Origin of the sequence: Cohnella ginsengisoli, from assembly GCF_029525555.1 — a bacterium.
GTDB classification, from domain to species: Bacteria; Bacillota; Bacilli; order Paenibacillales; family Paenibacillaceae; genus Cohnella; species Cohnella ginsengisoli.
Window position 1 is genome coordinate 88,879 of record NZ_JAPDHZ010000006.1, and the last position, 26,305, is coordinate 115,183.

Annotated in this window: 20 protein-coding genes and 1 pseudogene; 17 read left to right on the forward strand and 4 right to left on the reverse strand. The window is 60.8% G+C overall.

Features of this window, described 5'->3' with window-relative positions:
• Nucleotides 1-29 precede the first annotated feature (29 nt).
• Nucleotides 30-251 carry a hypothetical protein gene (locus tag OMP38_RS26850; RefSeq protein ID WP_277567817.1) on the forward strand — a complete coding sequence of 74 codons (222 nt, stop codon included), beginning with the start codon at nucleotides 30-32 and terminating at the stop codon, nucleotides 249-251.
• 127 nt (nucleotides 252-378) lie between these two features.
• On the opposite strand, the gene OMP38_RS26855 is transcribed toward OMP38_RS26850, so the two are convergent.
• Nucleotides 379-4,344, reverse strand: a complete 3,966-nt coding sequence (locus OMP38_RS26855; RefSeq protein WP_277567818.1) for an Ig-like domain-containing protein — start codon at nucleotides 4,342-4,344, stop codon at nucleotides 379-381.
• 437 nt (nucleotides 4,345-4,781) lie between these two features.
• Here OMP38_RS26855 and OMP38_RS26860 point away from each other — a divergent pair, with 437 nt between their 5' ends.
• The 9 genes from OMP38_RS26860 to OMP38_RS26900 all read left to right on the forward strand — a co-directional run bounded on the left by OMP38_RS26860 (nucleotide 4,782) and on the right by OMP38_RS26900 (nucleotide 13,735).
• Nucleotides 4,782-5,015 carry a hypothetical protein gene (locus OMP38_RS26860; protein ID WP_277567819.1) on the forward strand — a complete coding sequence of 78 codons (234 nt, stop codon included), beginning with the start codon at nucleotides 4,782-4,784 and terminating at the stop codon, nucleotides 5,013-5,015.
• Nucleotides 5,016-5,223: 208 nt separating this feature from the next.
• A complete protein-coding gene (locus tag OMP38_RS26865) occupies nucleotides 5,224-6,297 on the forward strand; it encodes a BMP family lipoprotein (protein WP_277567820.1) in 1,074 nt (357 codons plus the stop codon).
• An 89-nt stretch (nucleotides 6,298-6,386) separates the two neighbouring features.
• Nucleotides 6,387-7,886: an ABC transporter ATP-binding protein gene (locus OMP38_RS26870; protein WP_277567821.1), complete on the forward strand. Its 1,500-nt coding sequence runs from the start codon at nucleotides 6,387-6,389 to the stop codon at nucleotides 7,884-7,886.
• On the forward strand, nucleotides 7,879-8,982 hold the full coding sequence (locus OMP38_RS26875) for an ABC transporter permease (protein ID WP_277567822.1): 1,104 nt from the start codon (nucleotides 7,879-7,881) through the stop codon (nucleotides 8,980-8,982). Before OMP38_RS26870 ends, OMP38_RS26875 begins: the two co-directional genes overlap by 8 nt.
• Nucleotides 8,931-9,854: an ABC transporter permease gene (locus OMP38_RS26880; RefSeq protein WP_277567823.1), complete on the forward strand. Its 924-nt coding sequence runs from the start codon at nucleotides 8,931-8,933 to the stop codon at nucleotides 9,852-9,854. The genes OMP38_RS26875 and OMP38_RS26880 overlap by 52 nt, the downstream gene beginning before the upstream one ends.
• Nucleotides 9,855-9,884: 30 nt before the next feature.
• Nucleotides 9,885-10,562: a sulfite oxidase-like oxidoreductase gene (locus tag OMP38_RS26885; protein ID WP_277567824.1), complete on the forward strand. Its 678-nt coding sequence runs from the start codon at nucleotides 9,885-9,887 to the stop codon at nucleotides 10,560-10,562.
• Between the two features lie 2 nt (nucleotides 10,563-10,564).
• Complete coding sequence (locus OMP38_RS26890; protein ID WP_277567825.1) at nucleotides 10,565-11,311, forward strand: nucleoside phosphorylase; 747 nt, start codon at nucleotides 10,565-10,567, stop codon at nucleotides 11,309-11,311.
• Between the two features lie 1,313 nt (nucleotides 11,312-12,624).
• Complete coding sequence (locus tag OMP38_RS26895) at nucleotides 12,625-13,407, forward strand: hypothetical protein (RefSeq protein WP_277567826.1); 783 nt, start codon at nucleotides 12,625-12,627, stop codon at nucleotides 13,405-13,407.
• Nucleotides 13,322-13,735: a hypothetical protein gene (locus tag OMP38_RS26900; protein ID WP_277567827.1), complete on the forward strand. Its 414-nt coding sequence runs from the start codon at nucleotides 13,322-13,324 to the stop codon at nucleotides 13,733-13,735. Before OMP38_RS26895 ends, OMP38_RS26900 begins: the two co-directional genes overlap by 86 nt.
• A gap of 252 nt (nucleotides 13,736-13,987) precedes the next feature.
• On the opposite strand, the gene OMP38_RS26905 is transcribed toward OMP38_RS26900, so the two are convergent.
• The gene (locus OMP38_RS26905) at nucleotides 13,988-16,084 is read right to left on the reverse strand and encodes a hypothetical protein (RefSeq protein ID WP_277567828.1); all 2,097 of its coding nucleotides are present in this window, start codon (nucleotides 16,082-16,084) and stop codon (nucleotides 13,988-13,990) included.
• A gap of 257 nt (nucleotides 16,085-16,341) precedes the next feature.
• Here OMP38_RS26905 and OMP38_RS26910 point away from each other — a divergent pair, with 257 nt between their 5' ends.
• Nucleotides 16,342-20,691 (forward strand): S-layer homology domain-containing protein, encoded by a 4,350-nt coding sequence (locus OMP38_RS26910; RefSeq protein WP_277567829.1) that lies wholly within the window; start codon nucleotides 16,342-16,344, stop codon nucleotides 20,689-20,691.
• Nucleotides 20,692-21,076: 385 nt separating this feature from the next.
• On the opposite strand, the gene OMP38_RS26915 is transcribed toward OMP38_RS26910, so the two are convergent.
• Entirely contained in the window at nucleotides 21,077-21,445 is a 369-nt protein-coding gene (locus OMP38_RS26915; RefSeq protein ID WP_277567830.1) for a hypothetical protein, read from the reverse strand.
• Between the two features lie 273 nt (nucleotides 21,446-21,718).
• Here OMP38_RS26915 and OMP38_RS26920 point away from each other — a divergent pair, with 273 nt between their 5' ends.
• The 6 genes and pseudogenes from OMP38_RS26920 to OMP38_RS26945 all read left to right on the forward strand — a co-directional run bounded on the left by OMP38_RS26920 (nucleotide 21,719) and on the right by OMP38_RS26945 (nucleotide 25,721).
• Complete coding sequence (locus OMP38_RS26920; protein WP_277568382.1) at nucleotides 21,719-22,027, forward strand: PadR family transcriptional regulator; 309 nt, start codon at nucleotides 21,719-21,721, stop codon at nucleotides 22,025-22,027.
• On the forward strand, nucleotides 22,024-22,371 hold the full coding sequence (locus OMP38_RS26925) for a DUF1048 domain-containing protein (RefSeq protein ID WP_277567831.1): 348 nt from the start codon (nucleotides 22,024-22,026) through the stop codon (nucleotides 22,369-22,371). The genes OMP38_RS26920 and OMP38_RS26925 overlap by 4 nt, the downstream gene beginning before the upstream one ends.
• A 12-nt stretch (nucleotides 22,372-22,383) precedes the next feature.
• Nucleotides 22,384-22,732: pseudogene (locus OMP38_RS26930) on the forward strand (DUF1048 domain-containing protein).
• Nucleotides 22,733-22,749: 17 nt separating this feature from the next.
• A complete protein-coding gene (locus OMP38_RS26935) occupies nucleotides 22,750-23,508 on the forward strand; it encodes an ABC transporter ATP-binding protein (RefSeq protein ID WP_277567832.1) in 759 nt (252 codons plus the stop codon).
• Entirely contained in the window at nucleotides 23,509-24,279 is a 771-nt protein-coding gene (locus OMP38_RS26940) for an ABC transporter permease (protein ID WP_277567833.1), read from the forward strand.
• Nucleotides 24,280-24,509: 230 nt separating this feature from the next.
• Nucleotides 24,510-25,721: a hypothetical protein gene (locus OMP38_RS26945; RefSeq protein ID WP_277567834.1), complete on the forward strand. Its 1,212-nt coding sequence runs from the start codon at nucleotides 24,510-24,512 to the stop codon at nucleotides 25,719-25,721.
• Nucleotides 25,722-25,898: 177 nt separating this feature from the next.
• On the opposite strand, the gene OMP38_RS26950 is transcribed toward OMP38_RS26945, so the two are convergent.
• Entirely contained in the window at nucleotides 25,899-26,261 is a 363-nt protein-coding gene (locus OMP38_RS26950; RefSeq protein WP_277567835.1) for a winged helix-turn-helix transcriptional regulator, read from the reverse strand.
• Between the last annotated feature and the right edge of the window lie 44 nt (nucleotides 26,262-26,305).

Here is a 26,305-nt window from a genome sequence, read left to right on the forward strand (position 1 = left end):
TGCTGAATTCGCTTGGCGGCACGGCGTTCTTGACGCTGCTGACGCTCGCGGTCTTGAACCTGTCCGCGGGATTCTTGGAGAAGTACATGCGTTGGAGTCCGGGGCGTCTCTCTGGCGCGGCGCAAGCGCTTCTGCTGGAAGGGGCGCCTGCTTCGAGGCTGCTGTCGCCGCTGGCTGTCACGATTTTGCTTGCCCTGGCGCTCGTGTATGGAGCTGCCCGGGCATCCCGGTATCGTCAAGCCCGTTCTTAGCCTGTCGGTGGTACTCAAGGTGTGTGGGGGAGGTCGAGAGGGTAGATTAAAAAAAAACGCCTCCCACCCACGGTACCCGTGGAATAGGAGGCGTTTTTGTTCATGCTTAATCTGAAAATCGTACCTGTTAAATCAAGCCCGCCTGCTTGAGCAGCCGTTCTACGATAACTGCAACCTCTGCTCTCGTGATATTGGCTTTTGGCGCGAGCGAAGATGCGCTTCTGCCGAGGATTACGCCCGCTTGAATGCTGCTGGCGATGCCCCTGCGCGCCCAGGGGGCTGCTTCGTCCGCGTCCTTGTAGGAACGCAGCGTTCCTTCTGCCGCGGCTTCCGTCACCGCTGTCGCAGCCGACCCGTTCGTGATCGTCATGGCTTTGGCGAGGATCGCGATCGCCTGCTCGCGCGTGAGCTTGTCGTTCGGCCGGAATGTCCCGTCCTCGAAGCCGTTGATCAACTGATACGCATAAGCCGTTTGAACGGCTGCGCTGTACCAGTCGGCCGATTGGACGTCGGAGAATGCGCCTTGATTCTGGTTAAGGCCGATGCCCAGACCGCGAACGATGATGGCTGCGAATTCTGCGCGCGTAATCTCGGTGTCGGGACTGAAGCGATCGTTGTCGATTCCGTTGATGACCATCCGCGAGCCCATGTTGTCGACGGACTTTTTGGCCCAATGACCGTTCACGTCGGCAAATTCGAGCGGATGCCAGATGACCGCATACGTGCTGTTCGTCAAGCTGCTGATATGCGCGGTGTAGCTTCCGTCGACGACTTCGACTCGGGTCGGCACATGGCGCAGCGTTCCGTCGGGCTCGATGACGACGCCTGTCGTCACTTTGTCCGGGTCCGTGCCGGCCGGCAGCGCGATCGTCCGTTCGACGTAAGCGTTGAACGTCGTGATCTCCGTGCTCGTCCCACCGTATAGCGCGCTTACCGTGAAGCTGACCGGGGATGCGACGACGGTAAACGATCCTTGTTCCGCGGCGCGCGTCAGCAGCTTCGTCATCTCTGCAGATGGCGCTGCGATCTCGATTAGAATGGCAATGTCCCGCAGGTTGACCGAGCTGCCAAGCTTGTTGGAAAGCGCGTCAACGTTGAATTGCTTCGCAGACAACGTATACGTCGCTTGTTTGGTTTTAAGTTCCACGACGGCGTTCATCTGCGCCAGACTTTTAATCATTTGAGCGTTCAGCTGTCCGATCAAAATATCGGAATTCGCAGTGAACGGCAAGGTAAGTACTGCGCCGGCTCCTGCTTCCGCCAGCAGCTTCTCCAGCTCGCGCTCATCGACCGCCAGCGTCGTCGCGGATCGGCCGTCTTTCTGACCGCCGGTCAGCTTGCCGATCTTGCTCGGACGTCCATTAATGAACACATCCACCGCGTTGTCGGACACAGATACAGTTACCTGCTCCGTGTATATGGTGATGGAACGTTCGGCCTGAACCACGCTGTGATTGCCGGCCGGGTCGATCGCATCGACTGTGATGGTGTACGCGCCGTCGATCAGGGCGGCTGCCGGCTTGAACGCCCATTTGCCGTCGCTGTCCGCCTGCGCTTCGCTCGCTTCGCCGTTAATGGCGATCTTCACCGTACTGCCGGGCTCGACTGTTCCTTCGATCGTCGGCTGCTTGTCGGTCAATCGCGCATTGTCGATCGGGCTTGCGATAACAGGAACAGGGGGCGTCTTGTCAAAAACAACCACGCTCGCATCCGTCGTCTGTACGACCGTCACGCCCGCATTCCCCGCCGGATCGCTAAATGCGATTTGCAGCGGGACAGCGCCCTCGGCATCGCTCTCCGTCATCGGATAGACGGCCGTGTAGGTGCCGTCAGCTTCGGAGGCCGCTACGGCGTGTCCCGCGATCGTCACCGCTGGCGAAGCGGCCAGCCGCTCGCTGGCGCGGAAGGTGACCGTCACCGTGTCCCCGGCTTTGGCAAGGGTAGGCGTCGCATTATCGCTGGCGATATGCACTTCGGTCAGTTCGGGCGCCGTCGCGTCATAGACCGTGCTGAAAGGCGTCGCCGCCACATTGCCGTTGCCCGCCGCATCGGCTGCCGAGCCGGAGGGGAGCGTCACGACAACGGAGCCTTCCGCCGCCGGCGTAATGACTGCGGTATAGATCCTATTGTCGGAAGTGCTCAAGTTGCTTGCGGTCCCGTTCGTGACCGAGAGGTCGCCGACTGCGAATCCGGTGACGGCTTCGCTGAACGTGATCGTGACGTCGAACGCGGACTGATTCGTCTGATTCGCTGCAGTCGAGGCGATGCTCGCCGTCGGCGGCGTACCGTCGTAGACGGTGCTGACCGAAGTCGGCGCCGCAGTGTTCGCATTGCCCGCCGCGTCGGTCACGACGTTCGCGTCCAGACCAACCGTCACCGGCCCGTCCGCTGCCGGTCTGATGACTGCGGTATAGGTTGAGCCGTCTGCGGATTGCAGCTGGCTCGCGGTTCCGTTTGTCACCGCGATATCCGTCGTCGAGAAGTCGAGCGGCGGCTCGTTAAACGCCAACGTGACGACGAACGAAGACTGATTCGTCGGATTCGCGACCGATGAAGATAGACTCACAGTCGGTCCGGTCGTATCGTAGGTGACGACATGCGGCGTCGCAGCCGCATTCGGATTGTTGGAATTGTCCATCGCTACGCCGCCAGCCACTTCGATGGTCACGAGACCTTCGGCTGTCGCGGTGATATCCGCGGTGTACATGAGACTGTTGACTGCCTGAAAATGACCGAGACTGCCGTTCTCGACGGTGATGTCTGCACTCGTGAACGCTATCACCGGCTCGCTGAATATAATCGTAATGCCAAAAGTAGCCTGAGCCGTCGGTCGGTTGATGCCCGACGAGATCGAGACGGTCGGCGAAGTGACATCCTGGACGACGACGTGAGCGGTGTTGCTGCGCACGCTGGCCGGATGCTGGCCCGGGACCGTGTTCGTGATGACGACATAGTAATACGAATCATGGGCTGCGCCTGTCGGTGCCAAATAAGTGTCTTGCGTCTGACCCTGCAGCATCACGCCGCCCGCATTGCTGTCCGTCGTATTGCGATACCATTGGTAGCTGAGCGGTCCGCCGCCCGTCACGCTCGCCGCTACGCTTAGCGTCGGGCGGGCATCGCCCTCGTACAGCTCCGTGTACGCCGTCGGCTGCGTGTCGATGGACGGCGCCGGCGCATCCGGCAGCGCGTTTACTTTGACATGGGCGGTAGCGCTATACGTGCTGGTCGGCTGCTGGCCTGCGACCGTGTTCGTGACGACGACATAGTAGTACGAATCGTGCGCCGCGCCGGTCGGTACCACGTAGGAGACTCCGGTCTGGCCGTTCAGCATGAAGCCGCCGGCATAGCTGTCCGTCGTATTGCGATACCATTGGTAGCTAAGCGTTCCGCCGCCCGTGACGCTCGCCGCTACGATTAGCGTCGGGCTGTCGGCGCCCTCTTCAAGCTGCGTGTCCGGCGTCGGCTGCATGTCGATGGACGGCGCAGGCGCGCTCGGCAGCGCGTTCACTTTGACATGGGCGGTAGCGCTTCTGATGCTGGCTGTCTGCTTACCGGCTGCGAAGCTGCTATCGGTATTCGTAACAACGATATAATAATAGGAATCCATCTCGGCGCCTGTCGGCACCGTAATGGAGGCCCCGGTCTGGCCGCTCAGCATAAAGCCGCTTGTGTTGTCGTCCGTCGTATTGCGATACCATTGATAGCTGAGCGTCCCGCTACCCGTCGCAGCTACGCTAAGCGTCGGCGCGGCATCTCCCACAGTCAGTCCCGTAGCTGACGCCGGCTGGGTCGTGATCGATGGCGCCGGCGCGTTTGGCAGCGCATTCACCGTCAAGTGCGCCAAGCGGCTCATCACCGTGTCCGTACCGTCGGATACATTAACGTAGTAGTCGGATTCGAACGGCGACCACGTGGGGACGTCCAAAGAAGGAGCCGTTTTTCCCGAGAGCAGGTACGTACTCCCGCCGGAAGTGCGATACCATTGATAGCTAAACGGGCCGCCGCCGCCTCCCGCTGCGACAGTGAACGTTTGGGTCGTGGCCACCCCTTCGTTTATTACGATATCCTGCGGCTCCGCGGTAATTTCCAAGGGTGAAGCCGCATACGCGCTTCCGCTGGCGGATAGAGCGCCGCCGGCGACGATTGCGAGAATTAATAGGGCAGCGAATATGCGCTGCAACATTAGCCGCTTGTTGCTAAAGCTTTCGGTTCCTCTTACTTTCAAGTGAGACATCCCCCCCTCGATGGTTATGACAAATTAAATCAAATTTTGACATCTATTATATGGTACCATGTTGTTTTGGTAATAGATAGAAAAATGATCGAAATGTAGTTCTTTAAAACTATCGGGATGAGAGAGGAACGGCTTGCGGCATGAGAACGGCAGATGCCGGAATCGCAAGCTGAGCGACGCCAGCCAGGCCTATCGACGTACCCTTGCCTGAGACATCGACTTCACGCTCGGGTAGTTGAATATAACTCGCTATTCCCCTATCCGCCAATAAGCGATAAGGGGAGCTGGAACCTATGAGAAACAAGGTAATGAAGAAATCCGTATTCGGCGCCATGGCGCCCGGCATCCCCTATGTTGCGCACGGCTCCATTTCCTTCTTCCACAGCCGCGAACGGCGACGATACGATCTACGTTTACGAGACCGCACGGATTTTCAGCTGAAATTCGTCATTCCGGCATCCAAGGGCAAGGCCGATCATATCCCGGCCTTCTCGAAGACAGGCTCGTTCAACAACATGGCGGGCTGAACGCGAGGCGTCGTCGAGGCGTAATACAGCCCAAAATGTACAGGATCAGGCAACATCGTCCGCCTGGTCCTTTTGTATGCCGCTAGGCGCATGGGATTGTAGGTATCGAAAATTGTCGAATTCAAGCAAAATCAGTTTGACATATCCCTAGTGATCTTCTAGGATATAATGGAGCCTATTTAGCATCTAACCAGGGGGAGAGAGACAGTTGAAAAAGACATTATCGCTCGTTCTGATGTTCGTCCTGATCGCTGGCGTGCTGGCAGCATGCGGATCGACGAAGAACAACAATAGCAACAACGCAGGAAGCAGCGCCAGCAGCAGCGCACCGGCAAGCGGGAGCGCATCCGCGCCGGCGGCATCGAACGGCAAGCCGAAGAAAATCGCGCTCATCACGCCCGAGCCGATCGGCGTCAACGCGTTTTTCGTGCTGATGGACGAAGGCTTCAAGAAAGCGGGCAAAGACTTCGGCGTAGAAGTGAAGACGCTCGAGTCCACGGACCCGGCTTCGATCGAGCAAAACATCCGTACGGCCGCGGCAGGCGACTACGACCTGATCATCACCGCGACGTACCAGGTCGAAGACGCGCTGAAGAAGATCGCGCCGGAATACCCGGACAAGGCGTTCGCCGTTATCGATACGGTCGTCGATCTGCCTAACGTTCGCTCCATCGCGTTCCGCGAGTACGAAGCTTCGTACCTGCTCGGCGCCGCAGCCGCGCTCGTCTCCAAGTCCGGCACGGTCGGCAACGTCGTCGCCATGGACATCCCGCTCCTCTCCAAGTACACGAGCGGCTTCGAGCAAGGCGCCAAGTCGATCAACCCGAACATCAAGATCCTGGTCGGCTACGTAGGCGGCTTTACCGACCCTGCGAAGGCGAAGGAGCTGGCCCTGCAGCAGAACGGGCAAGGCGCGGATTTCATCGCGGGCATGTCGGCCGCAGGCGACCTCGGCGTCTTCCAAGCTGCAGGCGAAAAAGGCTTCTACACGTCCGGCCAAGATACGGACAACACCGACGGCAAGCAAGTCATCCTGGCGCAGCTCAAAGGCACGGACGCGGTCGCCTACGAGACGGTCAAGGACTTCGTTGAAGGCAACTTCTCTTACGGCGTTCGCGATTACGGCCTCAAAGAAGGCGGCGTCGGCCTGACGTACGTCAACAAAGACAGCAAGTCCCCGCTGAGCGATGCGATCGGCCAAGAAAACGTTGACAAGCTCAAGAAGATTTCCGATGATATTATTGCAGGCACGATCGTCGTCAAAAATCCGCTGCAAAAATAAACGTCGCCTTTACCTATAATTATCCATAACCGGCTGCCTCGAGCAGCCGGTTTCCTATGCTTATAAGGACCGCAGACAGGAGGGCTCGCATGCTGCTCGAGATGGAACGAATCACGAAGAGCTACGGCAGCGTCATCGCGAACAAGGGAATCGACTTTAACTTGAAGGCCGGAGAAGTGCATGCCGTCGTCGGGGAGAACGGCGCGGGCAAAACGACGCTCATGCGCATTTTGTACGGCATGGAGCAGGCGACTTCCGGCACGATCAAGCTGAACGGGCGCGAAGCGCGTTTCGCCGATCCGAAGGATGCGATCGGCAGCGGCATCGGCATGGTGCACCAGCACTTCATGCTGTTCCCGGACTTCACGGTGGCGGAAAACATCGTGATCGGCCGCGAGCCCGGCGCCGTCCGGTTCGATCGAAAAGCCGCGATCGAGCAAGTGGAGGCGCTGTCCAAGACCTATGGCATCCGCGTCGATCCGCGGGCCAAGGTCGGCGACTGCCCGCTCGGCGTGCAGCAGCGGGTAGAGATCCTGAAGGTGCTCCATCAAGGCGCGGAGATCATCATCCTCGACGAGCCGACCGGGGTGCTGACCCCGCTCGAGGTCGGCGAGCTGCTCGAAGCGATCAAGAAGCTGGCCGGCATGGGCAAGAGCTTTATCTTGATCACGCACAAGCTGAACGAAGTGATGAGCGTCGCCGACCGGATCACGGTGCTGCGCGACGGCGAAGCGACGGGCACGCTGAACGCTTCCGATACGAACGTGGAGGAGCTGTCGAGGCTCATGGTCGGCCGCGAGCTGGCGCCTTCGACGAAGAAGCCGGCCAACCCCAAAGCGAATGTTCTGGATCTCAGGGATCTCTCCCTAGCCGGAAATGGGCCCGAACCGGCGCTCAGCGAGATCAACCTGACCGTGCGCGAAGGCGAGATCGTCGGCGTGGCGGGCATCTCCGGCAACGGTCAATCGGAGCTGATCCAGTCGATCGCGGGCCTCATGAAGCCCGATTCGGGCACCATCTCGCTGCTCGGCAAGGACGTGACGGGCAGCGGCGCGCGGGCGCTTCGCGATGCCGGGCTGGCGCATATTCCCGAGGACCGGTATATCTGGGGCGCCAGCAAAGCCGCGACCGTCGCCGAGACGGGCATCATGGGCCACCAGAATCGGCTGGGGCGCTATGGCATGCTGCGCGGCAAAGCGATGAAGACGCTCGTATCTGACTGGGTCAAGCGCTTTTCGATCAAAGCCGGCTCGCTCGACAACAAGACGCAGAACCTGTCCGGCGGCAACCTGCAGAAGCTGATCGTCGCCCGCGAGCTCGCGCAGAACACGCCCTTTCTGATCGCTGCGGAGCCGACGCGCGGCGTTGACATCGGGGCGATGGAGACGATACACGAGGAGCTGCTGAAGAGGCGCGCCGAAGGCGGGGCGATCCTGCTCGTCTCGTCGGAGCTGTCGGAGATCTTGAAGCTGTCGGACCGGATCGTCGTCATGTACGAAGGAAGCATCGCGGGCGAGCTGCGCGTCGACGAGGCGAGCGAGGACAAACTCAGCTTGCTGATGGCGGGAGGAGGGGTGAGGCATGCATAAAATCGGAGCGTGGATGCTGTCGCTGCGCGGGCCGCTGATCGCGATCGCGATCGGTCTGCTCGCGGGATCGATCGCCATCCTCGTCGCCGGCGGCTCGATCGCGGAGACGTATACGGAGATGTGGAAGGGCGCATTCGGCAGCTTTTACTTTTTCACGAGCACGCTATCCCGCGCGACGCCGCTTATCCTCGTCGCCATGGGGGCCGCGGTCGCTTTCCGCTCGGGCTTCTTCAACCTCGGCGCGGAGGGGCAGATGGCGTTCGGCGGCTTGAGCGCGGCGCTCATCGGCCTGCACGTCCCCGGACCGGGCTGGTTCGTCTGCATCGTCGCGATGCTTGGCGGCATCGTCGCGGGCGGGCTTTGGTCGGCGATGGCCGGGTACTTCGACGTCCGGTTCCGCGTGAACCTGCTCATCACGACGATGCTGCTCAACTACATCGCGTCGTTGTTCGCAGGCTACTTGGTCACCTATCCGTTCAAAGACAAGACAGGCGCGGGCGCGATGGCCCAGACGCAAATGCTCGAGCATGCGGTCTGGCTGCCGAAGCTGTTCAAGGGCATGACGGTGCACGCCGGGTTCATCATCGCGATCGCGGCCGTCGTTATCCTGTACGTCTATCTGGCCAGATCGGTCAAAGGGTACGAGGCGCGCATGCTGGGCGGCAACCCGCTATTCGCCGTGTACGGCGGCGTGCGGCGGACGTCGCTCATGCTGACGACGATGTTCGCGAGCGGCGGACTCGCCGGTCTGGCAGGCGCCGCAGAAGTGCTGGGCTCGCAATACCGCTACATCGACGGCTCGTTCGCTTCGGCGGACTACGCCTGGACGGGCATTATGGCGGCGCTGCTCGCCAACGGGAATCCGATCGGCTCGGCCGTCGGCGCCTTTTTCCTCGCGGCGCTTCAGACGGGCGGCATGGGCGTAGAGCTCAATACCGACGTGCCGCTCGAGATCGGTTCGGTCATTCAGGCGGTGCTCATTTTGTTCATCACCGTCAAATTCAGCTGGCGCTTTATGCGGCGCAAAAAAAGGAGCGATCGTCGATGGATCAGCTGTTTGATCTGGCCCTGTTCAACTCGGCGCTTCGCATCCTGACGCCGATCCTGCTCGCGGCGCTCGGCGGCGCGCTGTGCGCGCGCGTCGGCCTGTTCAACGTCGGTCTCGAGGGGCTGATGCTGATCGGCGCGTTCACCGCCATCGTCGGCAACCACTATTTTGAGAATACGTTTCTGGCCATCCTGTTTGCCATCGTTTGCGTATGCGCGTTCTCGCTGCTCTTCGCTTATCTCAGCATTCATCTGCAGGCGAATGTGATCGTCGTCGGCATCGCGATCAACTTTCTGGCGCTAGGCTTGACGACTTTCAGCTTGCGGACGATTTTCCATGTGAAGGGCGCATACTACGACAAGGAAATGGTTGGCCTTCCGAAATGGAACATTCCGCTCATCAAGGACATTCCGGTGGTGGGCGACATTTTCTCCGGGCATTCGCCGCTGGTCTACTTGTCGCTCGTGCTGGCGGGATTGCTGTGGTACTACTTCTATCGCACGGTGAACGGGTTCCGGTTCCTGGCCGCGGGCAGCAATCCGCTCGCCGCCCGGACGATCGGCATCCACGTTCGCCGTTACCAATACGGCGCGATGATCGCCTGCGGCGTGCTGTGCGCGCTCGCCGGCGCGCAGCTGTCGCTCGGACAGGTGACGATGTTCACCGAAGGGATGACGTCGGGCCGCGGCTTCATCGCGCTCGTCGCGACGATGCTCGGCCAGTCGGGGCCGCTCGGCGTGCTCGGCGCAAGCGCGCTGTTCGGCTTCATGGACGCGTTCAGCATCCGGCTGCAGGGCGTATCGTGGCCGTCGCATTTTACGCAGATGGTTCCCTACGTCGTTACCATAATCGCGATGTTCTTTTTCCGGGACAAAGGGTTCATCAAGGACGCGCAAAACGCGGGCTCCAGCTCCAGATAAGCCGGACGCCAGAGGAGGCTCACAACGAAGATGCACAACAAAGCGGACCGTCTCAAAAAGGCGAAAGTGCCGGCCGCGGCGGCCAAGGTCGATCCGGCGCTGCGCGATCGGGTGCCTCCGGGGCAGACCGTCACGGAGAAGTTCCCCATCCTGCACGAAGGCGATGTGCCGGTCTACGATATGAACGAATGGCGGTTGACGGTATGCGGCGAGGTGGAGGCGGAGCGTTCCTTCACGTACGAAGAGATCCTGCAGCTGCCCGCGACCAAGGTCGTGCGGGATATCCACTGCGTGACGCGCTGGTCGAAGCTCGACACCGAGTGGGAGGGCGTGCTGTTCAAGGACCTGCTGCCGCTGCTTGGCGTGAAGCCGGAAGCGAAGTACGTCATGTTCCATGCCGATCCGGACTACGAGACGAACGTGCCGCTTGAGGATCTGCTGAAGGACGACGTCATGCTCGCTTACCGCTTCGCGGGAGAGCCGCTCACCGATAAGCACGGCTGGCCGCTGCGCACGCTCGTGCCCCATCGCTACTTCTGGAAAAGCGCGAAGTGGATTCGCCGCATCGAGTTCATGCGCGAGGACCGGCCGGGCTTCTGGGAGCGCAACGGCTTCCATAACGAAGCCGATCCGTTCGCGGAAGAGCGGTTCTCGGGCGAGGCGCTGCCGATTCCCGAAGACGAATGGACGAAGAAGGAGTTCGATTAACGATGTACTTGCCGATCTTGCAGATCCAATCCGAAGACATTCCCGAATATGCGATCGTCTGCGGCGACCCGCGTCGGGCCGAGGTCATCTCGCGCAAGCTGGAGAACGCGCGGGAGCTGGCGTTCGCCCGCGAGTACCGCACCTTCGTCGGGGACTACCAAGGGGTGCGCCTCGCGGTCGTCAGCCATGGCGTCGGCTCGCCGGGCGCGGCCATCTGCTTCGAGGAGCTCATCCGCGCGGGCGCGAAGACGCTGATCCGCGTCGGCACCGCCGGCTCCTACTCGGCGCAGACGCCGGCCGGCAGCCTGATCGTCAGCACGGCGGCCGTCCGGGCAGACGGGCTGACCCGGTCGATCGTGCCGGACGGATTCCCGGCCGTCGCGGACAGCCGCATCGTCGAGGCGCTTGACGCGTCGGCGCGGGAGCTCGGCGGCGTCGTTGGCCGGGGCATCACCGTCACGGTCGACGCCTTTTTCGAAGGCGCGCTGGACATTCCGCACAAGACGTACAAAAAGGCGGGCGCGATCGGCGTCGAGATGGAAATCGCCGCGCTCTACGTCGTCGCGAGCTTGCGCGGCGCGCGGGCGGGCGCGATCCTGGCGGTGGACGGCTACGCGGACGCCGATCTCGCGGCCGAGTACGACCCGCACACCGATGCCGTCGCGCAGGCGGTCGAGCGGGAGATCGAAGCGGCGCTGCGCGCCGTTGCGAAGCTGGCGGAGCAGGACGCGAAGGCATCGGCGGAATAGAGAATAGGCAACAGAGATAGAGATAGAGATAGAGATAGAGATAGAGATAGAGATAGAGATAGAGATAGAGATAGAGATAGAGATAGAGATCCATGGCGCTCCGAGCGGGACTCGGGGCGTTTTTTAACATGCTGCCCGATTTCAGTTTGCTTCAGCAGCAACCCAAGAGACGGCTTCACCGAGCGTTTGCCGAAGAATTCTCGGTTAGCAACGAACGAATACACTCGCACTGTCGCCCCGCCGCAGAAGTCTCGATTAGGAACAAACTGGCCCTCTTGCGCCATCGCGCGATCTTTGAAGTCTCGGTTAGGAACAAACTAGCCATCCTGCGCCATCGCGCGATCTTTGAAGTCTCGGTTAGGAACAAACTCAGCCATCCTGCGCCATCGCGCGGTCTTTGAAGTCTCGGTTAGGAACAAACTGGCCATCCCGCGCCATCGCGCGGTCGTCGAAGTTCTGTTTAGGAACAAACTAGCCATCCTGCGCCATCGCGCGGTCGTCGAAGTCTCGGTTAGGAACAAACTAGCTTTTTTGTAATAGGATATTCCCGGAGGAGATCAAGCGCGATTGTGCTCGATCTAGACACGGATAACCGGGGAGCCGGGGGCGATAAGTGTTGAAAAGCAGTTAATCGGCGCGCTGATCGGGGCTGGGGGAGGGAATAAGTGTTCAAACGCATTTAATTGGTTCAAGACCGGGTCAAAACGCTCGAAAGTGGGAATTTAATTGCGCTTCAACACTTATTTGGCCCAATAACGTCGTGATCGAAGGAAATAAATGCGTTTCAACAGCTATTGGATACAGGCCGCGAGTGCGAGGACGTCAAGCCACAGGCATATCGGCCGCTTGGACAAGCCGAAGAGGAAGTTTCTGCAAATCCGCATCCATTTTGCTGAGGCGTTAGAAGGACGCTGAGAAATCCCAATCCTTCGCGTATGCTGATCGCGCACAGGCGTCATTCAATCGCGCCTCGCTGGCTGGCGGCTGTGGAGGCGTTGGCGCGGTTGGTTGTGCGTTCAGGCAGTCGCGGGCTGTCCGCCGATCGTGAACGCGCTTGATGCAAGGACCGTCAGGGAGAGCTGCGACCTTCCCTGACGGTTTTTTTATTGGTCGGGCCGAGGCTAGTCGGACGAGTGCTGATAAGCCATTGTGTCATGGCAGGATCGCCGGCTTCAAGATTGGGCTCGACATCCGTCGCACGCGCGCCATGCGTCTTCTCCCGGTAGATTAGAGGCACGCTTCAACGCTTAGCCGTTCTGACCGATAACTCTCTCAAGCGTTATATACAGAGTGAGGGGCGGAGTTTGGTGAAAATGAAGCATTATCGCAGATTTTGGGTCGTCATGCTGGCGATTCTCCTTGTTACCGCCTTGGGCGGGTCATGGGGGCCGACGGCCGGCGCGGCATCCGGCAAGCCGGTCGCTACGTACGCGTCGCCCGAGCGCATCCAGTTCGTCAGCTACAGCAAGAGCTGGAGCCAGGCCAAGCTGAAGGCGCTGTATGGCGAATTGCTGCGCAACCTGCACGGCCAAGAGCTGGCCTATCTGAGCATGGTCGTTCTGTACCCGGAGAGCAAGGAAGGCGAAGCGGGCTACGCGGACCTGTCCTATTCCTGGACGGAGGACGATCGGTCCGACATCGTCATGGACAAGGGGACCACGATTGTCCTCTACGACGCCAACCGTCTGAATACGGTCGAGAGCTTGTCCGCCACGCTGAGCCATGAATACGGGCATCATTTTACCCATTATTGGCTGATCAAAAAAGGAGCGCAAGCTCCCGAGCAGTCCGGACACGAAATGGGCGTCGCTGCGGGGAATCAAAAACGACCCGGTCCTCTTCAGCGAAGACGGATCCGAGCCCGGCTATACGCATATGTGGGACGCGATCGAAATTATGGCGGACGATTACCTGGCGTTATTCGGCTCGAGTACGGCCAAGCAGACGATGGCGAATTCGCTCAAGCGAGACGACGGACTCGGGTTCTACGGGGAGATCGAGAACACATTCGTGTCCCCCGTCACGTCGCTGCAGGCGGTAAGGTCCTATTGGCTGAAGCTGAGCGGACTGAAGGACCCGCAGCCGATTGTTTTTAAAGAGCCGAAGCTGACGGGCGTGCAGGCGGTTCCCGACGGCAGCGGGGAATATCAGTACAAGCTAACCTACGCCGCAGCCTCGACAACGCCGGAAGTGGCGCGCCGTTTGCAGTATATCGTGTACTGGACCGACGAGGGGGACGACAGCTGGATCGACTTTTCGTCGCTTAAGACAGGCGCAACTTCGATGGTGATCTCAGGCGATCTGCCAGCCTCGGAGCTGACGTTAACCGTGTATGCCTTCGATCCCAAGACGAAGCAGTATGTGTACGCCAGACCGGTGAAGTACGATTTTTCCAATGCCGCCAGACCGTTTAAAGTGGCGTAGTGCATGAATCGAAGCAGCTGACATCAGGGGTCGAGACAGACAAACGCGAGAAGCAGGCGCGAGACAAACAGGCGAGACAGGCCGGGCGTCCCTTTGGGGGATTCCCGGCCTTCTGTATGCCCACGGATTTATATCGGCTGCGAGAGTTCTATCCGCACATTGGGCGTAGATAGAAGAGGAGTGACCGCATCTCGCTGTCCATCTTGGGAAGCGCGTCAGTTCAAAGTCTTGTCGCCTTTAGCTCTAATGGCATCAGCTGATCGGGCAGCTCCGCATCAGCCGCCCGCCCGTCAGGGCAGGTGAATGAGAATATGCCGAAATTGGGAGACGGCCTCCCGCAGATGGCGGAAGTAGGTGGACCGGCTCATGCAGCAGCGCTCGGCGGCCGCTACCGTATTGTGGGGATGCACCACGTAGGCGGCAGTGAGTACCGCCCGATCGTCCGGACCGAGTCCCGAGCCCGCATCGTTCAAGATCCACTCCAGCTTCGCCTTCAGCTCCATGCCAGTCCGGACGCCCGGCGCGAACAGGACGTAGTCGTCCAGCCTGGCCGGCGATTGAAGGTTGGCGAGCATCTTGCGCACCTGCGCCTCCGAGGGATGCGCTCTCCCCGTAGGGGCTGCAGGGGCCAGCGTCTCCGAACGGGGGGCTGTCCGCCTTGGCGATGAACGACAGCACCCAATCCGCGAACTGGCCTGCGCGCAGATCGACCGTAAGCACATGCGCTTCGCCTAACGAGAAGTCGAACTGCCGGGTCCTCGCCCTGCGCATTTGGAAGCCAAGATTGGTCAAAAAGTGCTTCAAATGCTCGTTGGTCACGATCAGCACCGCCCGCATCCCTTCGCCGAGCATGGAGAGGCCTCTGAGCGCCAGATGGCCTACGAGTTCTTCACGCGTGCAATCGGCTCTCCGGTCCGTCGCGGCCGCCAATATCGGGAAGTAGGTGTCCGCCCGGTCGGGCTCTACGTTCAGCTCCGGCCTGGTGAAGCATTCGCCGAGCTCGTCCGCAAAATAGGGCTCCAGCATGCGCGCATTGTCCCGGTGAAGCAGGACGTTGATAAACAGACCGACAGGGATCCCTTCCGCGTCCCGCTGCAAGATCATGCTCTCGGGCGATTGAACGGCCAGGTCGTCCAGGAAGCGATGATACATCTCCTCCTGCTCCGGTTCGACGCTGTATACGCACCACTGGGCGATCAGATCGTGCAGGACGGGCAAGTCGTCGGGACGATAATAATCGATGCCCGGGGCGTAGAAGTCGGTCGTAATATCGGCATACGAGCGGTCCAAGGCAGGCAGCGCGTCCTTGCACAGCAGCAGAATCTGAGCGGCGATCCGGCGGCTGGACGCCTTGTCCGCGGTCCGGAGATTGCCGAGCAGCAGCGTCAGAATATCTCCCCGCAGCCTCTGATAGCGCTGAGGCTCGCGCAGCTTGAAGTCGCGCAGCAGATGAACGCGGGCCACATCGTGCAGCGATACCCCCTCCGGCGTCACCCGTACGAACGACAGCTCGCGGAGCGCCTGATAGTCGCCAAGCGGAACCGGAGCGCCCGCGATGAGCGACAGCAGCTCCTGATTGGCCGTCTCCAGCACCGTCAAAATATCAATAAGAGACAACAAATCGGGTCTCGTCAGCTCGCGTAGCAGACCGGCGCTCACGCGCTGGGAGACGATGGACGACTCGTCGCCCTTCAGCAGTCCCTGCTTCGCGGCCATCTCCAGCGTCAGCGCGAGGGCCAGCGGATGTCCCTCGGTCATGCGGTGAAGCGATCCGGCCGCGGCAGGCGCTTCGACCCGCGCGCGAACGAACGACAGCGTCTCCTCCATCGTAAAGTTCGATAGCCGGATGGCGAATGCCGTCATGTCCGTCAAGGCGTTCGTATGCCAGATGGCGGAAAAGTCGGGGCGAGAAGCGAGCGCGACGAAGATGCCGGAGCGGGGCAGCTTCGGCAGGAAGGCTTCGACAAACCACCCCTCCAGCAAGCGAAGCTCTTCGAAGTTGTCGATGCAGAGCAGCATCCGTCGGGACGGGGAAGCTTCGAACAGCGGCTGCAGCGGGTACGCCCGCGAACCGGGCGGCGTGTCCAGCGACAGGGAGAAACTCACGTATTCAATAAACGAAGAAGGCGTAGATACGCAGGCTCGCCCGTCCAGCCAGATGCCGGCAGTTCCGCGCTCCGCGCCCATCCGCATGAACTCGGACAGCAGCGTCGACTTGCCTACTCCGCCTATTCCCGTCAGTGTCGCGATCGAGAGCGGCGCATCCGGGTCGTCGAGCCACCGGGCGAATAGGGACCGCTCCTTGGCTCTCCCTACAAATCCATTGCGGGGACTGCTGTAACCTAGCATATGAGGCCGCTGCCTCCGTTTCGCAAAGTTGAGATTGAAAAGTTGAGATTGAATTGAGACTTTGGCCTGGCCATCCAATGGTATAGTATACAACAATATTAGACAAGTGAGAGGGTACGATAGGATGAATGCAAGGAGAATCAGTCGTTTATTGGCAGCCGTCTTGACACTGTTGCCGCTGCTTGGCGCGCTCCAGGCCGCCTTGCCGATGCGGTCGGCCAGCGCGGCCGGTTATCAAGGTCAACTGCTCACTTCGTATGTATTGGTCTACAACACTTCCTATTCGGGGGGCAGCGACCCAATTCGTATACAGCTCGGGCGGTACGGTCAGCGCCTCCAGTTCGCCTCCGGCCGATGCCGACTGGGCCGTTGTCTCCAACTTCTATGACAGCGCCTGGAGCAGGAACAGCTCCGCCAAGCTGTTCACTTACAGCTACAATGGCAGCATCCTGCAAGCCTCCGATCCCATGAGCATCCCGCCCGATGCCGCCTGGGCGACGATCTCCAGCTTCAAGATCGAAGGTACGGGCGGGAATTATCCCATTAAGGATACGCTCTTCAAGTATTCGGTCAACGGCACCGACATCCTGACCGCATCCGATCCGAACAGCATTCCGGCGAATGCCCAGTGGGCGACCCTGGCGTCCTTTAATGACGCATGGAAGCAAACATCAAGCGAGACTTATAGCTTCTATACGCTCAACCGCATATCGCCGCAAGCGGTCTCGCTGACCGTCGCTTCGGACAACGGCGATCCGTCCATGGCCAAGCCGGGCAGCCTGGTGAGCGTCAGTCTGCAGACCGACTTGGCGATCAAGCAGCCTGCCATCGTCATCGGCGGCAGCGGCGCGACGGTGTCGGGGAGCGGGACGAGCTGGACCGGCACGCTGACGCTGGACGGCACGATCGCCGAGGGGCCGCTCACCGTATCCGCGGTGTTCTACGGGACCGACGGGGCGCCCGCCCCTGCCGTCGCCGCAACGACGGACGGTTCGTCGGTGACCGTGGACAAGACCGCGCCGGCGATATCCTATACGCTGACTCCGAACGCTCCGACGAAGTCGGACGTCGTCGTCGACGTCACGGCGACGGACGCATTGTCCGGCGTAGCCGTGAAGAAATGGGCGAGCGGTACGCAAGACGCGAGCTACTTCGGCAGTCAAGGAACGGCACTGACGAACAGCTTCGCGGCGACTGCGAACGGCACCTACACCATCTATGTCAGCGATGGGCTCGGGAACGAGCGCGTAAGCGTGCTGACGGTCGGCAATATCGACCGCGAGCCGCCGACCGCCACGGCAACGCCAAGCACGACGGCGCCGACGAACGGGGCTGTCGTTTACACCGTGACGGCCGCGGACAATGTCGGCATCGACAAAAAGCTCATGGACGCCGGTACACGGGCTGCCGCGTATTTTCAGGGCGGCGGCGGCACTGCATTTTCTTCAACGATCTCGATCCCCGATAACGGAACTTATACCTACTATGTCTCGGACACTGCCGGCAATGAGTTGCTGGAGACGTTGACGGTGTCGAACATCTTCAAGAGCGCGCCGACCGTCACGCTCGCGCCGTCGACGACGGCCCCGACCAACGACGCGGTGACGGTCGATGTCACGGCCGCCGTCGACGGCGAGGCGTCGGGCAATTCGCTCGCCGCGCTCCGCTGGGCGACCGGCGCGCGGGACGCCGCCTACTTCGCGGGCGGCAGCGGCGGTACGGATCTGCTGGCGGATCGCGCGTTCGAAGCCGTGGCCAACGGTACGTACACCGTCTACGCCCGCGATGCGGCGGGGAACGTCGTCGTGCAGACGATCGTCGTCGGCAACATCGACAGCATCCCGCCGACGCTCGCGCTGACGGCCGATACGACCGACCCGACGAACGGCGACGTGACGATTGACGTCGACGCGAGCGATGCGGACAGCGGCATCGACAGGGTTCGGTGGGCGGCGGGCGAGCCGCAGGCCGACATCCCGCTGTCATGGGCCGACGTAATCGACGGCAGCTTCGTCGTCGAGGCGAACGGCACCTATACTGTCTACGTCCGAGACAAGGCGGGCAACGAGACGATCAGCACGATCGCCGTCGCCAACATCTTCACGGCAGCGCCGGTTGTGACGCTCGCGCCGGACACGACCGCGCCGACGAACGACAGCGTGTACGTCGCGGTCGAAGCGGCCGTCGACGGCGAGGCGTCGGGCAACTCTCTCGCCGCGCTCCGCTGGGCGGCCGGCGCGCGGGACGCCGCCTACTTCGCGGGCGGCAGCGGCGGCACGGATCTGCTCTCGGATCGGGAGTTCGAAGTCGAGGCCAACGGCACGTACACCGTATACGCCCGCGACGCGGCGGGCAACGTCGCCGTGCAGACGGTCGTCGTCGGCAACATCGACACCGTGAAGCCGACGCTCGCGCTGACGGCCGATACGACCGGCCCGACGAACGGCAACGTGACCGTCACGGTCGATGCGAGCGATGCGGACAGCGGCATCGACAGGGTTCGATGGGCGGCGGGCGAGCCGCAGGCCGACATCCCGCTGCCATGGGCCGACGTGATCGACGGCAGCTTCGTCGTCGAGGCGAACGGCACGTACGCCGTCTCCGCCCGCGACAAGGCGGGCAACAGGGCCACGCAATTAATCGCCGTTCACAACATCTTCAAGACCGTGCCTGTTGTCACGCTCGCGCCGGATACGACCGCACCGACGGGCGGCAAGGTGAACGTCGCTGTAGTGGCGGCCGTGGACGGCGAGGCGTCGGGCAATTCGCTCGCCGCGCTCCGGTGGGCGGCCGGCGCGCGGGATGCCGCCTACTTCGCGGGCGGCAGCGGCGGCACGGATCTGCTGGCGGATCGCGCATTCGAAGCCGAGGCCAATGGCACGTACGCTGTCTACGCCCGCGACGCGGCGGGCAACGTCGCCGTGCAGACGATTGAAGTGAACAACATTCGGCGGACGGACGCTTCGCTCGCTTCGTTGAGGCTGCGAAGCGGCGAGACGGAGCTGGCGCTCACGCCTGCATTCGACCCCGAGAAGCTGCAGTATTCGCTTGAGGTGGACAGCACCGTAGACGCGATCACCGTGAAGCCGACGGCATCGGACGAAGTCGCATCGGTGACGGTGAACGGCACTGCGCAGGCCGGCGGAGCGGCATTGGCGCCGATTGCCTTGACGACCGGCGTCAATACGGTCCGGATCGTCGTCGCCGCGCAGCTGTCGTCCGTGCAGCGGACGTATACGATCGCGATTACGAAGAAAAGCGCCGCAGCGCCAACACCAACACCGACCCCAACGCCAACACCGGCGTCCGAGCCGAGCCCGGAGGCATCATCCGGCGTGAACCTCATGCTGGGCGGCAAGCGGATCGACGTGAACGTGCCGATGACCGCTGTGCGCAATGCCGACGGCACGACCTATTACGAGCTAGACCTGAACGAGACGGTGGCGACACTTGTCGCCCAGTCCGCAGCGCAGAGCGGAGACACCGAACTGCGCGTGCTGGCGAACCGACAGATGGTTCCGAACATCGACGACATGCGGATCGTGCTGGACAACGCAGGACTCGCCAAGCTGGAGGCGCAAAGCGTCCGCGTGACGCTGGCCATCGACGCAGTCGCGTACCAGGTTCCGGCGGGGGCCGCCGCAGCGGGCGGCAAGCGCGCGACGGTCATCCGGCTCAGGTCGTTCGGCAGTCCGTCCGTCGCGGATGAAGTGAAGTCCGCCGCGTCCTCGTCCGCCGGCGGCAAGTGGGAGTTACAAGTGGCGGGCGTGCCCGTCGATGTCGATTCGAGTTATACCGGCGCTCCGGCGTGGCTGGTCTTGCCGCTGCCGACATCGCTAATCGGGGCGGATCCCCGCACCCTCGCCGCGTTCGTCGAATACGACGACGGGACGAAGGCGATCGAGCCCGGCACGGTTCAGTTCGATTCCCAGGGCCGAGCGACGGGCATCGCGATCAAGATCGGCAGCTTCGCGCGTCTCGCAGTCATTCAGGCGGACCCGATCTCGTCCGCGTACGACCGCTACGTGAGCGGTTACGCCGACGGCACGTTCCAGCCTGCGCGTCTCGTGACAAGGGCGGAGGTTGCTGTCCTGCTGGCGAAGCAGCTGGAAGGCAGTCAGGAAGCGATCGCGGCAGGCTACCGCGACGTGCCCGGCTCGCACTGGGCCGCCTCGGCCATCGGCAAGCTCGCCGCGGCAGGCATCATGAAGGGCGGAGCGGACGGACAATTCCGTCCAAACGAGCTCATCACCCGTGCCGAGCTCGCAGTGACGTTGACCCGGTGGAAGCAGCTGCAGCCGGACGGCGCGCCGCGCTTCGCAGACGCCGTCTCCCACTGGGCGGCCGGATCGATCGCGGCCGCGGAGCGGGCGGGCTGGATCACAGGCTACGCGGACGGCACCTATCGCCCGGATCGCGGCGTGACGCGAGCCGAAGCCGTCGTCATTCTGAATCGCGTCTTCGGACGTCCCGCGCTGCCGAACGACGGTTCGTCATGGTCCGACGTGCCGGCTGCCTACTGGGCGTCGGGCCAGATTGTCTCCGCTTCTCTATCGTTCGAAGCGCATCGCTATCTGAATGGCGAAGTAGAACTGGCCGACCGGTAAGTTCGCGCTTCCGTGGCGCTACCATCGGTCTCCCGTTGTCGCGCTGCAGCGGGTGACCGGTATGTTTGGACATGGGTGCCCGGCATTATTTTCTCTTTCATTTATAACAAGATGTACATAAAGGAATTGCTGGAAAAAGGCTATCGCCCGGCCGACGAGCATGCCCAGTCCGTACTCCGGACCAATGGCGTCATTGCCGCATAGTCGATCCGCCTCGATCCTCGGCGATCGCTTCGGAGTCGAAGCCCCGCATACATCGTCATGGCCGTTTACGGTCGCGGCGATGTATTTTTATGCTTTGCGACGCTGAAACGATGGAAGTTCGACCGGAGCTGCCACAGTCGGAGCTGCCCTTTCGACATCCCCGGCTCCGTATTGCGCGCGTTCAATGCCAGCGCCGCGGCATCCAGGCGATCGCCGACCGCGAAGCCCGATCTCCTCGTCGAGACGAGCACTTCGCCATCGCCGCCACCATCATGGCTCCGTTGAAGAGGCCGCTCCCGAGCAGCAGCACGTCGAGCATTCGCGCGCTGTCCGCCCCGGCCGACAGTCGTTCCTCGTTGAAGTACTGCGCAGCGTTCTCATGCGATTTGAACATGAGGCTTTTTATCGTATTGGCGGAAATGGCGAGGTTGCGCGCCGCTTCGAAGTTTTTTTGCAACGTCGTTCTTGTCAGCGTCACTGTCGATCCGATCAGCGTGAATGCAGGCAGACCAAACAGCAGGCTCTGTATCTTAAACCTTCCATGGCGCACATCGTACTCCTGTTGGCGTCAGGCAGGGAACAATTTGCGCCACAAGCGAGAGAAGCGACGTTACAGACGTTACAGGAACGACGAGAGGCCTGGGCGTGCTGCAGGCGAGGAACGCGCGGTTACCGCAGCTCGCCGCCGCCGATTTTAAAAAATCAGCACGAAGATCGTTGACAGCGCCAGCTACTATGTGTTACTTTATAGCAGTAGTCAGTAACACTGCATACCAGTCGTACAGAATAGTGAAGGGTGATTGCCTTGGAAAACTTAACGGAAATGCTTAAAGGCGTGCTTGAGGGCTCTGTCCTTGAAATTATTAGCCGCAAAGAAACCTACGGTTATGAGATCACGCGGCAGCTGAACGCCCTGGGCTTCGCAGACGTCGTGGAAGGGACGGTGTACACCATCCTGATCCGGCTTGAAAAAAACAAGCTGGTGGAGATCACCAAGAAGCCGTCCGAACTGGGACCGCCGCGCAAGTTCTTCGCGATCAACGACGCAGGGCGCGATGAGCTCCGGAAGTTCTGGGAAAAGTGGGAGTTCGTATCCTCCAAAATGAACGAGTTAAAGGAGAAAACACAATGAACTTTTGGGAAAAAATCACCGGAAGCGACATGACGAAGGAAATGAAAGCATTTGAAGCGAGAGCCAAAAAGCTGCCTGCCGATTATCAAGCGGCATGGGGAGAATTGAACGCCAATTTGTGGTCGTACTCGAACTTCAGCGGTCGCAACCTGATGCCCATTATCGATGGCGTGCTCGGCCTGCTCGAAGAATCGGCGGCGGACGGTCAGCGCGTCCATGAGGTGCTGGGCGACGACATCAAAGGCTTCTGCGCGGCGCTGGCCGGCGAAGAAGGGGCAAAGTCCTATCGCGACAAATGGCGCGAGCAGCTCAACCAGAACGTAGCCAAAAAATTAGGCAAATAGGAGGAAAACAAAATGAATATTCGCGATATGATCGAGGGCAAAAAAAGAGTGGAAGGCGCACGTGGCGCGCGTTAAGACGCTCCCGCAGGACTACCAGATCGTTTACAAGGAAATTCAAAAATATCTCTTTAAGGTCGGCCCAGTCGAGCTGACCGAGGGGAACGGGCTGCTGTCGGGGATCGTCGATCTTTTCGAAGAGGGCGCGGCGTCGGGCAAGGGCGTGCTCGAAGTGACGGGCAGCGACGTGGCGGTTTTCTGCGACGAGCTGATCAAGGATTCGAAAACGTACGCCGATATCGCTCAGGAATCCGCGAACCAGGCGGTCAACAAGGCCATGAAAAAGCTGACGGACAAGAAATAATAAAGGAGGAGACCGGCATGGACAAAGCGATCGAAGTGAAAGGCCTTAAAAAGGCTTTCAAGGGCAAGGAAGTGCTGAAGGGCGTCGATCTGGAAGTGAAGCGGGGAGAGATCTTCGCCCTGCTCGGTTCCAACGGCGCGGGCAAGACGACGATGGTCCGCATCCTCGCCACGCTGCTCAAGCCGGACGGAGGCCGTGCCGTCGTGAACGGATTCGACGTCGCGTCCAAGCCCGAGCATGTGCGGCATGCGATCAGCCTGACCGGGCAGTTCGCGGCGGTAGACGAGGTGCTCACCGGGCGGGAAAACTTGATCATGATCGCCAAGCTGCGGCATCTCGATCAGCCGCGTCAAGTGGCGGACGATTTGCTGAAGCGCTTCGGCCTGACGGATGCCGCCGACCGGAAGCCGTCCACGTATTCGGGCGGCATGCGCCGCCGGCTCGACATCGCCTTGAGCCTGGTCGGCAATCCGAAGATCATTTTCCTCGACGAGCCGACCACGGGGCTTGATCCGGAAGCACGCATCGAGGTGTGGAAGATCGTGAAGGAGCTTGCCGACGGCGGCACGACGGTATTCCTGACCACGCAATATCTGGAGGAAGCGGAGCAGCTGGCCGACCGCATCGCCATTCTGCACGAGGGCCGGATCATTGCCGGCGGCACGCTGGCGGAGCTAAAGAAGCGTTTCCCGCAAGCGAAGGTCGAGTATGTGGAAAAACAGCCGACGTTGGAGGAAATTTTCCTCGCCATCATCGGCAAAAAGGAGGCCATCTAAATGGAAACGGCCAAAAACCACTTTTTCAGCGATATGGCTGTCATGCTCGGACGATCCATGCGCCATATTTTCCGCAGCGTGGACACGATCTTCACGGTCTGCGTCACGCCGATCGCGATGATGCTGCTGTTCGTGTACGTGTTCGGCGGCGCCATCGAGACCGGCACGGATAACTACGTGAACTACCTGCTGCCCGGCATTCTGCTGATGGCGATCGCCAGCGGGGTCGCTTATGTCGCCTACCGCCTGTTCTTGGATAAGCAACGGGGCATCATCGAACGGTTCAACTCCATGCCGATCGCGCGTTCGACGATGCTGTGGGGGCATGTGCTGACCTCGGTCGTATCCAACGTCATCTCGATTGCCGTCATCATACTGGTAGCGCTGGCCATGGGCTTTCGCTCGTCGGCAGGGATCCTGTCCTGGCTAGCCGTAGCGGGCATCCTCGTGCTGTTCACGCTGGCGCTCACTTGGATCGCAGCCATCGCCGGATTGTCCGCCAAGACGGTCGAAGGCGCAAGCGCCTTTTCCTACCCGCTCATCTTCCTGCCGTTCATCAGCTCCGCGTTCGTGCCGACGGACTCGATGCCGAGCGTCGTTCGGGCCTTCGCCGAGAACCAGCCGGTCACCTCCATCGTAGAAACGATCCGCGCGCTGCTGTCTAACCAACCGGTGGGAAATGATATCTGGGTTGCGCTGGCTTGGTGCTTAGGAATCCTGATCGTCGCCTACGCATTCGCGGTACGCGCCTACAATTGGAATGCCGCTTAATGCGGGCGCCAGGGAAGTCGACATAACAAGAGAGCAGACTGCCGCGGGCGGACTGTTCTTTTTTTTGCGATCACAGGCAGTTACCAATTAGGAACTAGGGCACCCTTTCGTGACTTCCGCACGAAAAAGTACATACTATTTTCATCGGAATTAATGTGATAGGCTGGTCAAAACAGAAAGGCAGGTGCAAGATGTCACATTATCGTTTGGATGCAGGAAGTCAGTGTATCGTGTGGGGCGTTCGGCTGGAGCCTGGGGAGGTCAAAGCAGCCGGCAAGCGTGGGGCAGAGGTGAAGCCCTCCGCCGAGCAAGGACTGTGGGAATGGGACATCCCGGACGGGGTGTACACGGCTCGGGAAGTGGTGAAGGCGTTAGGGGTGCTGCTCGAAGCGATTTATGTTCAATTAGGCGAAGCGGCCAATCGCGAAGCGCTGCTGACGAATATCGAGAAAAGCCTCGCCGTCGCCGGACGGGAAACGACCCTTCCCCTTGGCGCCCTCCCCTTGCACGATCATGCGAGGACCGAGTTGTCCGTGCAGGCGGGTCGGATCGGCGAGGCGCTGTCGAAGTGGGCGCGCGAATTCGACGGCGAATCGCGCGGCTTGGAAGAGCTAGGGGCGGATGTGCTGGGCCGCCTTATATTCAGGAGCCGGTGCGATCATCATCTCTGGACCCACGAAGTTACGGATATGCTTCAGGGACCTGCGGGCGGTCCGCCTGTCATGCAGCTCTTTAACGAGTATCTGCATCAGATCGTGCTCCTGCGGGACGCGCTTCTTCCGTTCGAAAATTGGGATGAGGTGCCGATCGAGCTGAAAGCGCGAAATGCGCGAGGACTGCGCTATACCGAGCATGCGCATTCCGAATTTCTCTCCCTCTTCCTGGCCAGACCGCTCGACCACAAGTCGCTGGTTCACTATGCGAAAAGCCTGCTGGCGCCGGAGCTGTCCGCTGCCGGATACGGATTCCAGTATCGGCTGGGGACGATTTTGCCGGCAGGCTTGGGGGCGGAGCTGGCTCGCGCGCCCCGGTACCTCCTCCGGTGGTACCCGGTGCGGACGGCTGAGTCGGTCGATGGAGGGGATTCGATCGCTTTTGTTTACGAATATCCGGACTATTATGCGGCCCCGCGATCGTTGCTCGGGCCCGGATCGCCCGAAGGTCAAGAGGCCGATCAGCGGCGGCTGAACGGAATTACCGAGGCGTATTTACAGGCGGCCGTGCAGGATAGCGGTCAGGCAGTGATTCAGTTCCGCCTAGGTACGGATGCGGGCGCGCATGCGGTCGACCTGGGCCAAGTCTTCCGGGGGGCATCGCTTCCACTATCGATCGAATCCTGCAAACGGCGAGACAGGCGGCCACTCTTCGGTCCAAGAGAGACTTGTAATCGAGCGTCATGCTGCGGACCGTGTCCTCTCCCTCTCCGGGCTTGTGACGAATGAAGCGGGGACGCATGAGGTGGCAACGGAGGGAAATGAGCTCGTCAGAAGGGCGCTGCTAGGAAAGCTCTATCCGGAAAATGTCATTCTACTTGAGCGTGGCGATTCGGAGGAACGCGAGGCGGCGCTAGTCGCAGGCAAACGATTCGGCGCGAAATTTCTCCTCCGCTGATCGCATCCTCAGGCCTGCTCCTCTTCCATGACCGGGGACTGCGCGGGAAAGCTGTCGATGTAGTCCGCCCCGAAATCGCACAGCGCCTTTAAGATCGGTACCAGTCTCATGCCGCGATCGGTCAATTCGTACTCTACTTTAGGCGGGATCACGGGATACACGCTGCGAATGATAAGCCCGTCGCATTCCAGGTCCCGAAGCTGCTCGGCAAGCATCTTGTGGGTGGCGCCGGGCATGAGCTTAAGCAGCTCGCCGAACCGGAAGGTATGCTCCGACAAGTGGCTCAGGATGAGGACCTTCCATTTTCCGCTTACTAATTCCATCGCGACTTCGGAGGCACATCGGTATTTCTTGTCCCTGAATTCGATCATAGGCACACCCCTGCTTTCAATGCCTAGTAAATTAATGAACTTAG

Coding starts and splice junctions, on each gene's coding strand:
- OMP38_RS26925 (WP_277567831.1), top strand. CDS start 22,024: ATGAACTTTTGGGAAAAAATCACCGGAAGCGACATGACGAAGGAAATG.
- OMP38_RS26910 (WP_277567829.1), top strand. CDS start 16,342: ATGTATTGGTCTACAACACTTCCTATTCGGGGGGCAGCGACCCAATTC.
- OMP38_RS26905 (WP_277567828.1), bottom strand. CDS start 16,084: ATGCTAGGTTACAGCAGTCCCCGCAATGGATTTGTAGGGAGAGCCAAG.
- OMP38_RS26950 (WP_277567835.1), bottom strand. CDS start 26,261: ATGATCGAATTCAGGGACAAGAAATACCGATGTGCCTCCGAAGTCGCG.
- OMP38_RS26940 (WP_277567833.1), top strand. CDS start 23,509: ATGGAAACGGCCAAAAACCACTTTTTCAGCGATATGGCTGTCATGCTC.
- OMP38_RS26920 (WP_277568382.1), top strand. CDS start 21,719: ATGCTTAAAGGCGTGCTTGAGGGCTCTGTCCTTGAAATTATTAGCCGC.
- OMP38_RS26860 (WP_277567819.1), top strand. CDS start 4,782: ATGAGAAACAAGGTAATGAAGAAATCCGTATTCGGCGCCATGGCGCCC.
- OMP38_RS26885 (WP_277567824.1), top strand. CDS start 9,885: ATGCACAACAAAGCGGACCGTCTCAAAAAGGCGAAAGTGCCGGCCGCG.
- OMP38_RS26895 (WP_277567826.1), top strand. CDS start 12,625: ATGAAGCATTATCGCAGATTTTGGGTCGTCATGCTGGCGATTCTCCTT.
- OMP38_RS26890 (WP_277567825.1), top strand. CDS start 10,565: ATGTACTTGCCGATCTTGCAGATCCAATCCGAAGACATTCCCGAATAT.
- OMP38_RS26935 (WP_277567832.1), top strand. CDS start 22,750: ATGGACAAAGCGATCGAAGTGAAAGGCCTTAAAAAGGCTTTCAAGGGC.
- OMP38_RS26870 (WP_277567821.1), top strand. CDS start 6,387: ATGCTGCTCGAGATGGAACGAATCACGAAGAGCTACGGCAGCGTCATC.
- OMP38_RS26880 (WP_277567823.1), top strand. CDS start 8,931: ATGGATCAGCTGTTTGATCTGGCCCTGTTCAACTCGGCGCTTCGCATC.
- OMP38_RS26875 (WP_277567822.1), top strand. CDS start 7,879: ATGCATAAAATCGGAGCGTGGATGCTGTCGCTGCGCGGGCCGCTGATC.